The sequence below is a fragment of the uncultured Mailhella sp. genome, assembly GCF_944324995.1.
In the GTDB taxonomy this organism is placed as follows: Bacteria; Desulfobacterota; Desulfovibrionia; order Desulfovibrionales; family Desulfovibrionaceae; genus Mailhella.
On the sequence record NZ_CALUYL010000009.1, the window covers coordinates 58,609 to 70,676 of the forward strand.

Sequence of the window (12,068 nt, forward strand, 5' to 3'; positions counted from 1 at the left end):
GGGCAGGGAAGGCGGGCGGCGCTCAGTCCTTGCGCAGCAGATGGAAGTGATCGAAGAGCTTGAACGCGAGGCTCATCAGGATGGCGACGAGGGTGGCGAGCACCATGCCCTGAATGGTGAAGGAACCGAAGGAGAGCTTGGCGCCGCTCAGGCCGATGATCATGATGACGGACGTCATGACCAGATTGGAGGACTTGCTGTAGTCCACCTTGCGTTCCACGAGCACGCGCAGGCCGGACGCGGCGATGACGCCGAACAGCAGAAGGCATACGCCGCCCATGACGGGTACGGGAATGCCGCGGATGAGTTCGGCGAGCTTGCCCACGAAGGAGAGCAGAATGGCCATGACGGCCGCGCCGCCGAGCACCCATACGCTGTACACGCGGGTGATGGCCATGACGCCGATGTTTTCGCCGTAGGTGGTGTTGGGCGTGGCGCCGAAGAAGCCGGAAAGGATGTTGGAGCAGCCGTCGGCGAACAGGGAGCGCGAAAGGCCGGGATCCTTGATGAGGTCGCGGCCGACCACGTTGCCGGTGACGAGCAGATGCCCTATGTGTTCGGCCAGCACCACGAGGGCGGCGGGGGCGATGATGAGTATGGCGTTGAGGTCGAAGGTGGGAGCGTAGAACTGCGGCAGCTGGAGCCAGGGAGCCTCGATGACGGGCGTAAGATCGACCATGCCCATGAAGAAGGCGAACACGTAGCCGCAGATGACGCCGAACAGCACGGGAATGATGGCCAGAAAGCCCTTGAAGGCCACGGAGCCCACCACGGTGACGGCGAGGGTGAACATGGAGACGAGAACGTTGTCCATGTTGATGTTCTCTCCGGTGAGTCCGGCCATGGAGGCGGCGGTGGGGGCGAGTTCAAGGCCGATGACGGCGATGATGGAGCCCATGGCCGCCGGCGGGAAGATGACGTCGATCCACTTGGTGCCCACGGCCCGGATGATGAGCGAGAAGAGGATGAACAGCAGACCGAACACGATGAAGCCCGACTGTGCGGAGGAATATCCGCTTGTGGCGATGATGGCGAGCACGGGCGAGATGAAGGCGAAGCTGGATCCCAGATAGGAAGGAATTTTTCCTCTGGTGATGATGAGATACAGCAATGTGCCTATTCCGTTCATGAACAGGCAGGTGGTGGGATTCACCTTGAAGAGGAAGGGCACGAGCACGGTGGAGCCGAACATGGCGAACAGGTGCTGAATGCTCAGAGGGATATTGAGAAGAAGCGGCGGACGCTCTTCGACCTGAATGACGTGATACTCCACAGCAGTATCCTCGCGGGAAAAAGGGTTGAGGGCGTCGTGCAAGGGAAGCGGGGCGAAAAGCAGACGCGTTTTTCTTTTCGTCCCGTGGGGGTCGGCGGATGAGCCCGGTTTCGGTTCAGACGCGCGCAAGCGCGAGGCGGCGTCCCATCTCGAAGGCCTTGCGGCAGTCTTCAGGGAAGACTTCCTCGTGATACTTCTTCTTTTCGGCGGGATCGTAGCGGTCGGCCTCGTAAAGGCTGTAGTCCTTGAACTGCCAGGCGTTGGCGCTGCAGCATATTTCCGTCTGCACGCCCAGCATTTCGCTCATGCGGGAATGGATGACGGCAAAGGGCGCGAGCACTTTTTCCGTCTGATCGGCGGTCACGCCGAAGGTGTAGATGAAGGCCGAAGGAATCCTGCGGGGAAAGACCCAGCGGTTTTCCTTGTTGTAGAGCATGTGGCAGAAAAGAAAGCGCTGTTCGAGCGCGAGCATTTCGGGAGTGACGTTGCTGTAATAGACGGGGGAGCCGAAAATAATGGCGTCGGCCTGTTCCATCATTTCAAGAACGGGGGAAAGTTCGTCCTGCATGGCGCAGTGGCCGTGTCTGCCTTTCTTGAGCTTGCAGGAAAAGCAGCTCATGCAGCCCCGGTACGACAGAGAGTAGAGCTGAATGAGTTTGGTTTCCGCGCCGACGGAGGCGGCTCCCTCCAGGGCGGAGTTCAGCATGGTTGCCGTATTTCCCTTGATCCTCGGACTGCCGTTGAGCGCAAGTATCATGATGTTTCTCCCCCGTGCGATGGCGTGTTTGGAGCGGTGCGGCATGCATAACCATATTCGCGTTAGAATAGGTCGTAAGCGTTTCTCTTGCAAGCCGAAAATGACGGAGCTTCTTCCGTCTTGCCTGCACTTCGGGCTTTCGCTATGCTGGAGCCATGGAACCCATAGCTCACATACACACGGATTTGCCGACGAAGTTCGGCGTGCCGCGGCAGTGCGGTCTCGTGGAGGCGCTGAAAGGGCGCATCGTGTTCACGCCGAAATTTCGGGAGCCGGAAGCGCTGCGCGGTCTGGAAGATTTTACGCACATCTGGCTCATCTGGCAGTTTTCGCGCGCCGTTCGGGATGAATGGTCGCCCACGGTGCGTCCTCCCCGTCTGGGCGGCAACATCCGCATGGGCGTGTTTGCCACGCGCTCGCCGTTTCGCCCCAACTTTCTGGGCCTGTCCTGCGTGCGGCTGGAAAAGGTGGAACTCTCCGGCAGAGAAGGACCGGAACTTTTCGTTTCCGGCGTGGATCTCATGGACGGCACGCCCATTTTCGACATCAAGCCCTACGTCCCGTACTCCGATTCCCACCCGGAGGCGCGGGGAGGCTTTACGACGCGTCTTGCCGACCGCACGCTGCGCGTGGACTTTCCCGAAGCCTGCCGCAGACACTTTACTCGCGAACAGCAGGAGGCCATTGTGGGCATTCTGGCGCGGGATCCCCGGCCGCATTACCACACTGATCCCGAAAGAGTGTACGGCATGCCCTTTGCCGGATACGACGTTCGTTTCCGCGTGCGCGACGGCGTGGCCGAGGTGCGGGAGGTGGTGAAGCTGGCATCGCAGGAGAAATAGCAGGACCGATCTGTCTGCTGACATCTGCGTCTTCGCCGGGCGCCGGGCCGTGCCTGAGGCCGATTGCGTCCGTCCGGCGCGGCATGCAGAGCCTGAGCTGTGTCCGTTTCCTTCGGAACCTTTGGACGACGCCGGAGGAGGTCGCTTTCACGAGATCGTCGGCGTCGGAGGCTCTCGAAGTCGCCGGTTCGGGTTTCGTGCGGAAGAGCTGGACTGTTGCGGGAGCGATGAGGCACTCGACCGCCTTCGTAGTTCGGCGCAGAGCCTGTTTTCAGAAGACATCTGCAACGCCGGGGCAGCTTGCCGCATTGAGAGCGTCGGGCGTTTTTTCCTCTGCTTGAGACGGAGCGCTGAACCGCCATGAGTCACGTCGTCTCGGTTCCGGCCTTTGACGAATCCTGATATGTGCCTACTTATAAAAAGGCGAAGGGACGCCGTGAACGGTCTTTTTTTTCGAGACCGGTCCGATGGGCGGAAAGAATGTAAAAACTGTGATCGTCGTCATCTTCGCAGAGGGAAAGTTTTCTGATAGAAAGGGGCTGTGCAGGAACGCCCTGCCGACGGGCGTGGGCTTCCGGCATGGAAAACGGAATTTTTTGATATACTATTTTCTCCGCATGTCGACATGACACGCAGAGAAGGCAGGCATCATGAGCGAGTCTCAGACAACAGTTTCTTCTTCGGCTTCTGCGGCCATGACTCCGCTTTCCCCTTCGGAAGTGGACTTCATGCCTGCGCTCCTGAGAAGTTTTTCCATTCTCATCCGGCTCAAGGGCAAGCATGTTTCCCCGCAGTTTCTCCTTGCCGGACTCTCCGGTTCCGAAAAAATCAGCGTCGGAGCCTGTCTGCGGGCGGCGGAGCGGGCCGGACTCAAGGGCAAGGTCATGTACCGGCCTTCGCTCGACAACATTTCGCCGCTGACCATGCCGTGCGTTCTCCTTTTAAAGGATAACGCCTCGTGCGTGCTGACGTCGCTCGACGCGGACAAGGCGGAAGTGATTCTTCCCGAACTCGGAGACGGCGTTCAGACCGTGCCCCGCAAGGAACTGGAAAGTCAGTATTCCGGCTACGTGGTGTTCGGCGCTCTGGAAACCCGGGTCGATGCCCGGACGGAACCCGTCAGGATCGGCAGAAGCAGACACTGGTTCTGGGACGTGCTGCGCTTTTACATGCCCATTTACCGTCATGTGGCGCTGGCGAGCGTCGTGGTGAACATCATAGCCGTGGCCAGTTCTCTGTTCGTCATGAACGTGTACGACAGAGTCATTCCCAACAACGCCTATGAAACGCTGTGGGTGCTGGCGGCCGGCGTCACGCTGGCGTATCTGTTTGATTTCATACTGCGCAGTCTTCGCAGTCACTTTGTGGATCTGGCCGGACGCAACGCCGACGTGGTGCTTTCGAGCAGGCTCATCGACAAGGTGCTTTCCATGCGCATGGACGCCAAGCCGGAATCCACGGGCGCGCTCGTCAACAATCTGCGGGAATTTGAATCGCTGCGCGAGTTTTTCAGCTCCACCACGCTTCTTGCCTGCATCGACATTCCGTTTCTGCTGCTGTTTTTTGCGCTGCTGGCCTTCATCGGCGGCCCCCTTGTGCTGCTGCCGCTCATGGCCGTGCCCGTGCTTCTCGGCGTGGGCGTGTATCTTCAGATGGCGGCCCGCAGGAGCGCCGAAAAAAGCTATCGCCACAACATGCAGAAAAACGCGCTGCTGGTGGAGATGGTGAACGGACTGGAAACGGTGAAGGGCTGTATGGCCGAGAGCCGCATGCAGCGCCTGTGGGAAGCGGTGGCCGGCATTTCCGCGCAGTCTTCCAACGAAGCGCGCAAGTACAGCACCCGCGCCGTCACCTTTGCCACCTTCACCACGCAGCTCGTCACCGTGGGCATGGTCATATGGGGCGTGTACCGCATTGGCGCCGGCGAAATGAGCATGGGCGGACTTATCGGCTGCAACATTCTGGTGGGCCGCATCATGGCGCCGCTTCTGCAGCTCGCGTCGCTGCTTACGCGGCTCCAGAATTCGCGCGTCTCGCTCAAGGCGCTGGACGCGCTCATGCAGCTGCCTTCGGAAAATCAGGATCAGGCCGCCTGCATGGACTTCGGCGAGCTGTCCAGCGAATTCGTCATGGACAACGTGAGCTTCTCCTATCCCGGTTCCCAGACGCCGGCGCTCGATCACGTGTCGCTGCGCATCCGGCCGGGAGAAAAGGTGGGCATCATCGGAAAAATGGGCTCCGGCAAGAGTTCGCTGGGCAAGCTGCTCATCGGCCTGTATCGTCCGTCGGAGGGCTCCGTGTCCTTCGGCGGGGTAGACATCAGCCAGCTTGCCACGGCCGATCTTCGCAGCCGCGTGGGATTCCTGCCGCAGGAAGTCATTCTTTTCTACGGCACGGTTCGCGACAACATCGCCCTCGGCGATCCCACCATCAACGATCATCTCGTCATCCGCGCTTCCGCCATTTCCGGCGTGGCCGACTTCGTGCGGAAGCATCCTGCCGGATACGGCGCGCAGGTGGGCGAACAGGGCCGCAATCTTTCCGGCGGTCAGCGTCAGGCCGTGGGGCTGGCCCGCGCCCTGGTGAGGGATCCCGACGTGCTCATTCTCGACGAGCCCACCAGCAACATGGACGTGGATTCCGAAAGAATCGTGCAGCAGCGTCTGGGCCCCGCGACCAGAAACAAGACGCTTATTCTCATTACGCACAGGCTCAGCATGCTGCGCATCGTGGACCGGCTCATCGTCATGGACGGCGGCAGAATCATCATGGACGGCCCGCGGGACGTGGTGTTGCGCAAGCTGCAGGAAAAGCAGGGCAGAAAAGCGCCGACTCAGGAAGCCGCCGGGAAACGCGCGGGAAACGCCGCCGCGGCAACGAAGGAACATGTGCAAAAACGCGAGCCCCGGCCGACGGAAGCCGGAAGCGCGCAGCTTTCTTAGCAAAGCGGGATCTGTAATATTATGGATACGGACGAGAAAAAGAACGGAGTCGGACCGGAAGCCGGGCAGATGCCCGAGACTTTCGGCGGCGCTTCGACAACAAAGCCTGCCGGACAAGCCCCGGCCGCGCCCAGGCCGGCGCAGAGTCTGTTCGAGCCTGCCGCCCTTTCCGGCAGACTGCTGCCCGAAGATCTGCCCTATGCGGCGGAAGTGGAGGCGGCTCTGGCCAGACGTCCGGCGCGGGGTGCGATCTGGCTTTCCGTGGCGGTGTTTGCCTTCTTTGTTCTGTTCATCGTCTGGGCCGGCTTCGCCACGCTGGACGAAGTGACTCACGCCGAGGGACAGGTGGTTCCTTCTTCGCGCACGCAGATCATTCAGAACCTCGAAGGCGGCATTTTGAGCAGCGTTGAGGTGCATGAAGGGCAGATCGTGGAGAAGAACGACGTTCTTGCCAGAATCAACAACGAAATGGCCGAGAGCAATCTGCGCGACATGCTGTACAAGGCCATGGAAAATCTCATTGCCGTCCGTCGGCTGCGGGCGTCCGTTTCCGGCGGAGAACTGACGTGGCCGGAAGATCTGCGGGCATGGCTTGAGCGGGGCACGGGGTACAAGCTTACCGAAGATCAGCTCGAGCAGGGAAGAAATCTCACGCAGGTGCAGGCGGAAACCTTTGCCGTGCAGGAGCGTCAGCGCAAGTCCGAACTGGACGTGCTGAAGGCGCAGTCCGCGCAGCGCACGCAGGAAGTGAAGGAGCAGCTGGCCCGCAAGGAGCAGCTTACCCGCAGCCTGTCGCTCATACGTCAGCAGTTGAACATGGCGTCTTCCCTGCTGCAGAAGCGCAGCTATTCCAGAGCGCAGTATCTGGAACTTCAGGAGCGCGCCGTGCAGACGCAGGGTGAGATCAACACGCTGGAAGTGTCCATTCCCCGGGCGGAAGCGGCTGCAAGCGAGGCGGAGCACCGCATGGCGCTGCGCAAGGCCGAGCTGGACGCCGCCCTCATGGAGGAGATCAACAAGCGCAGTCTGGAGCTGGCGTCGCTGCGCGAAAGTCTTTCCGCCGGCAGCGACAGAGTGACCAGAACGGAGCTGCGTTCTCCGGTGCGCGGCACGGTGAAGAAGATATACATCACCACGCTCGGCGGCGTGGTCAAGCCCGGAGAGCCCATCATGGAAATCGTGCCTCTGGACGACACCCTTCTTGTGGAAGCCAAGGTGCGCCCGGCGGACGTGGCGTTTCTGCATCCCGGACAGAAGGCCATGGTCAAGGTTTCGGCCTATGACTTTTCCATCTACGGCGGACTGGACGGCGTGCTTGAGCAGATAAGCGCCGACACCATTGAAGACAAGCGCGGGGAGTTCTATTATCAGGTCAAGGTGCGTACTCCCAAAACCGCTATTGTCTATCACGGAGAGTCTCTGCCCATTATGCCGGGCATGATGACGACGGTGGATATCATGACGGGCAAGAAGACGGTTCTGGACTATCTTCTCAAGCCGATTCTCAAAGCAAAGCAGAACGCGCTCAGGGAGAAATAGAAGATAAGATTGACGAATATTTTTATGTTGTTCAACATGTCATTTTTTTACTGATATGCTCCTGTTTGTTTTAGTGATGACGTTTTATTTGAAGATACCCTTTGCTTATATGCTGTGATATATATTTTTATGAAAATTATATTATAATTGTGATGATGATGAATGTGCGTTATATGATGAAAGTCATGAGTTGAAAATAATTCGATATGTTGCCGCATGGAACATTGTTCTTGACTCATGATAAATATTATTTATGATTTAATGAGCCTGAAAATAGCTGATGATTGTTTTTTGGAAAAGGCAGTGTGTGACATTGTTGTGGTTTTTGGAAACATAACCACTTTGGTTAATGGAGTTTTTATGATTTTCTCCAGAAAATGTAAAAGTTCCGATACGTGGACGCCTGGCAAGCGCCTTTTCATTGGGAGGCAGGCATGAGGACATCGTTTTCTTTTCTGTTTGTTTCCGGCTGTCTCGGTCTTCTGCTCTTTCTGCCTTCGGCGCATGCCGCAGAACGGGACGGAGCGATTCCCCTCAAGGAATCCATCGAAGCGATGCTGAGAAACAATAATTCGCTCAAGGCTATTCAGGAAAACCGGTCCGCCGCGGGCTATGAGATAGACCGCGCCAAGGCAGGCTACGGGCCGAGAGTGGATCTGACGGCCCGGGGCGGATTCGGCAAGCTGACCGACAGCACGACCCGTTCGTACAATTACGACGAGGCGGCTCCCTATTCGTCGGCGTCGCTGCTCGTGACGCAGCCTCTGTGGGACGGCTGGCTGACGCGCGGCCGCGTGCGGGAGGCCGAGGCGACCTATCGTTCTCTGGATCATCGCGTGATGGACAACGCCAACTCGCTGGCGCTCGACGCCATCATCGCCCATGTGGACGTGCTTCGTCGTCAGCAGATTTACCAGCTTGCGCAGGACAACGTGTCCCGGCACGAGGAAATTCTCGAAAAGGCCCGCGAACGCGAGGCGCAGGGCGTGGACACCATGGCCGACGTCTCTCAGGCGCAGAGCCGCCTGTCGCGCGCCCGTTCCACGCTGACCGAGGCCCGCGCCTCGCTGCGCATCGGGGAAGATACCTACACTCGTCTGACGCGGCATTCGGCCATGTCTCTCGGGCCGGTGAACCTGCCTTCCAAAATGTTTTCGGGGCCTGAAGAGGTGCTGAAGGCGGCGCAGAAGGGCAATCCGAAGGTCGCCGCCTACATGGAAGACGTGAAGGCAGCCAATGCCGTTCGGGAACAGGCGCGTTCCGCCTACAGCCCGTCGCTCAGCATTGAGGCCGGACCTTCCTATTCCGACAGAGACGGCAAGAGCGAACTCTGGACGGCCGAAGTCGGCGTTGCCGCCGTGGTGCGCTGGAATCTGTTCAACAGCGGTGCCGACGTGGCGGAAAGCAAGGCGGCCGCGGCCCGCATTCGTCAGAGCCGCCGGGTGCTCTACGACTATATGGACGATCTTGAGCTCAACGTGCGGGAAAGCTGGACGGAATATCTTTCCGCGCAGAAGCAGCTTCAGTTCTACCGCGAGGCCATCGAGTACAACAAGACCACCCGCGACGCCTATGAAGAACAGTTCGTCATGGGCGAGCGCAGTCTGCTCGACGTGCTGGACGCTGAAAACGAACTGTTCAACTCGTCCACGCAGGCGGCTACGGCGCTCGGCAACACGCTGATTGCCGCATACCGCATGAAGGCCCTTGCCGGGGATCTTCTGCCCGGATTCAACATCAGCACGGAAATGCTCAAGGTGACCCCGCACGATCATGAACCGCTCGATCACCTGACGCTGCCGAAGTAGCGCACAGGGCCGGGCCGGAGAGCTCCCGTTCTCCGGTCCGGCGTCGATGGTTTGAGGTTGCCGAAGTTTGTTTCTGCAGTAATGGATGAAGCCGGAGTTCTTGATAGTCCATGGGTATGAGAGCCCATATTGCATGCGTCTGGCATGCGCTTGCCCAGGCGCCTTGCGCGGTCGTTCTGGCGCTTGCCGTCCTTTTGGTCGCGACGCCTGCCCAGGCCAGACCTCGCCTTTTCGGAACCGTCGAGTTCCAGATGGACTTGAAAAAGCAGCAGAACTGGCTTTCCGCCATGGAACGGAACAGGAAAAAGCCGATCTTTTTCGACGAGAAAAGATTTAATTCGTCCACGCTCTGGAAGGATCTGAAGAGCAGGGCGGCGGGCAGGCCTCTTCGGGAACAGCTCAACATCGTGAACCGGTTCTGGAATCTGTGGCCGTACCGCACCGACAAGGAAGTGTACGGCAAAGCGGATTACTGGGCGGCGCCGTATGAGTTCCTTGCCAGGTCCGGCGACTGCGAGGACTACTGCATAATCAAGTACTATACGCTGAAGGAACTGGGCGTTTCCGTGGAAAACATGCGCATTGTGGTGGTGCGGGAAACCATACGCAACATCGGTCATGCGATTCTGGCCGTGTACGACGGAGATGATGTCTATATTCTGGACAACCTCTCCGACGCCGTGCGTCCCATGGAGAGAGTGCGAAACTATGTGCCGCAGTTTTCCGTGAATGAAAAGCATCGCTGGGTTCATGTGAAGGCTCGTCGATAAGTGGTTGTCGAGGTTCGACGGACTTTCCGTTATACGTCGTCCCCCCGAAGGATGGAGGAATATGATGAACAGCCGTGAGAATGCCAGCTATTCTGGCTTATCCAAAAGATCGACTCTTCTGGCCGCCGTCGGTCTTGCGCTCGTTTCGGGGGGAATCGCCCTCTTGGCCTGCTTTTCCCAGCTTGAGAGCCGTCGTCTCGACGTCATGCAGCGCTTTGAGCAGGACGTGACGGCCTGGCTCGACGGCGCGAGGCGTGACGTGGAAATCTGGAATGCGGATATGAAGAAGCTTCGTCTCCGCATCAGCGAATCCGAAACCTATCGCCTGTTCTCCGGCGATCTTTTCGGCCTGGACAGCCGTGTGGCCGGCGTCATCAACAGCGCGGAGCAGACGGGCAATCTTCCCGGTCCTGCGGCTGTGCTCTCCGAAGAAGTGCCCGCCATCCGCAGAATCCTGCTGGAGTTCATGAACTACAACGGACTTCTCGACGCCCGCCTCGTCAACAAAAACGGTCAGACCATTCTTTCCGCGTTCAGCACGCCTTCGCCGCTTTCGCCGGAGCAGAACAGCGCGGCGCAGCAGACCATGAAGACGGGAGAAACGTCGTTCCTTCCCGTGCGGGGAAGCGTCAACGGTCTGGCGCTCGACGTCTTCGAGCCCGTCTATGATCTGGATTCTCCCGAAAAGTGCGTGGCGGTGTTCATGTCGTCGGTGCCCGTGCTCAGCAAGGTGACGCAGTTCACGGCGCGGCCGAAGCAGAACGACATGTCCACGGCGGCCATGGTGCAGCGCCGGGGCGACGTGTGGGAAAAAATGCAGGTTCCTTCTCCGGTGGCGGTTCCCGCGGCGCTCGGCAAGGAGCTTGCCGACCACAAGGGCGTGCTGCCTTTCGGGCTGCGCGAAAGCGTTTCCGAGGGGGGCGGCATGGTGTATTCCATGTCCGTGTTTTTCCCCGGCCTGGAGTGGAGTCTCGTGCATGAAACGCCGGAATCCGTGGTGGAAGGCATGGTGTTCCGCGCCGAACTGCCCGTGTATGCGGTCGGCGTGCTGGCCTGGATCAGCTTCATGCTGCTGAGCGGCCTTCTCTGGTGGATGGGCTTCGGACGTCAGCAGCGCGCCGTGGCTGCCGAACTTCGGCGTCTCAATCAGATCATTTCCCGGCAGAAGGAGCTGCTGGACAGCGTCAATCTTTCTCTCGACGTCGGTCTTTTCATGGCGGACGTGAAGGGCCAGATCCGCGTCTGCAACCCTGCGCTCGCGGCCATACTCGGCAAGGATGAGAAGGACGTCAGCGAGCAGATGATTTTCAGCTGCTTCCCCACGGACGCGGCAACGCTTCTTCTCGATCGCATTCGTCAGGTCGCCATCAACAATCGGGAGGAAGGCTGTGAACTTTATCTGGAGCGGGACGGCGAAAAGCGTCTGTACCGCGTCACCCTGTTCCCGTTCATGGACGCCGGCGGCGAGAGCGTGCGCAACAGCATTCGCGGCGCGGTGGTCAGCATGAAGGACATCACGGAATTTCGCCGTCAGAGCCTGCGCATGCGGCAGCGTCAGAAGAGCCTTATTGAGGCTTTTACCCGCGCTGAGGAAAGCGTGGATCCCTATCTGGCCGGTCACTCGCAGCGCATGGCAAAGCTGGGCGAACTGCTGTCCGTCGAAATGGGCCTGTCCGAAGACGGCAGGAACACCGTAGTCATGGGAGCCATGCTTTCCCAGGTCGGCAAGCTGTTCATTCCGAGGGAGCTGCTCACCAAGAAAGGCAAGCTTACTCCGGAAGAGCTCGATCAGGTGCATCAGGCTCCGGAGCACGCCTTCCGTCTGATGGAAAATGTGGACTTCGATCTTCCCATTGCCAGGGCTCTGCATGAAATGTATGAGAACATGGATGGTTCCGGCTATCCCAACCATTTGAAGGGTGAGGAAATCCTGCCCGAGGCCCGCGTGCTCGGCGTGCTCAACGCCTTCTGCGCCATGGTGAGTTCCCGCGCCTACCGCAAGGGCATGGACGAGAGACAGGCCGTGGAAGAGCTGATGAACAACGCCCGTTTTGATCAGACCGTGGTGAATCATCTCAGAAACGTGCTGAAGACGCCGGAAGGCATGGTGGCGGCGCGTTCGTAACCGGCGCTCGCC

Annotated in this window: 8 protein-coding genes; 6 read left to right on the top strand and 2 right to left on the bottom strand. The window is 59.2% G+C overall.

Annotated features, from left to right (window positions below):
• Positions 1–22 precede the first annotated feature (22 nt).
• Together uraA and Q0K02_RS05560 are read right to left on the bottom strand one after the other, a co-directional pair.
• Positions 23–1,273, bottom strand: a complete 1,251-nt coding sequence (uraA, locus tag Q0K02_RS05555; RefSeq protein ID WP_294485830.1) for a uracil permease — start codon at positions 1,271–1,273, stop codon at positions 23–25.
• A gap of 115 nt (positions 1,274–1,388) precedes the next feature.
• Positions 1,389–2,030, bottom strand: a complete 642-nt coding sequence (locus Q0K02_RS05560) for a flavodoxin family protein (RefSeq protein WP_294485833.1) — start codon at positions 2,028–2,030, stop codon at positions 1,389–1,391.
• Between the two features lie 155 nt (positions 2,031–2,185).
• Between Q0K02_RS05560 and tsaA the strand changes: the two genes are divergently transcribed.
• The 6 genes from tsaA (at position 2,186) to Q0K02_RS05590 (ending at position 12,056) form a co-directional block, all read left to right on the top strand.
• Positions 2,186–2,872, top strand: a complete 687-nt coding sequence (tsaA, locus tag Q0K02_RS05565; RefSeq protein ID WP_294485835.1) for a tRNA (N6-threonylcarbamoyladenosine(37)-N6)-methyltransferase TrmO — start codon at positions 2,186–2,188, stop codon at positions 2,870–2,872.
• A 650-nt stretch (positions 2,873–3,522) separates the two neighbouring features.
• Positions 3,523–5,814, top strand: coding sequence for a type I secretion system permease/ATPase (locus Q0K02_RS05570; RefSeq protein ID WP_294485838.1), 2,292 nt, complete (start codon positions 3,523–3,525; stop codon positions 5,812–5,814).
• 69 nt (positions 5,815–5,883) lie between these two features.
• Entirely contained in the window at positions 5,884–7,353 is a 1,470-nt protein-coding gene (locus tag Q0K02_RS05575) for an HlyD family type I secretion periplasmic adaptor subunit (protein WP_294485840.1), read from the top strand.
• A 434-nt stretch (positions 7,354–7,787) separates the two neighbouring features.
• Positions 7,788–9,161, top strand: a complete 1,374-nt coding sequence (locus Q0K02_RS05580; RefSeq protein ID WP_294485842.1) for a TolC family outer membrane protein — start codon at positions 7,788–7,790, stop codon at positions 9,159–9,161.
• A 251-nt stretch (positions 9,162–9,412) separates the two neighbouring features.
• Complete coding sequence (locus Q0K02_RS05585; protein WP_294485845.1) at positions 9,413–9,931, top strand: transglutaminase-like cysteine peptidase; 519 nt, start codon at positions 9,413–9,415, stop codon at positions 9,929–9,931.
• 61 nt (positions 9,932–9,992) lie between these two features.
• Positions 9,993–12,056: an HD domain-containing phosphohydrolase gene (locus Q0K02_RS05590; protein ID WP_294485846.1), complete on the top strand. Its 2,064-nt coding sequence runs from the start codon at positions 9,993–9,995 to the stop codon at positions 12,054–12,056.
• The last annotated feature ends 12 nt before the right edge of the window (positions 12,057–12,068 follow it).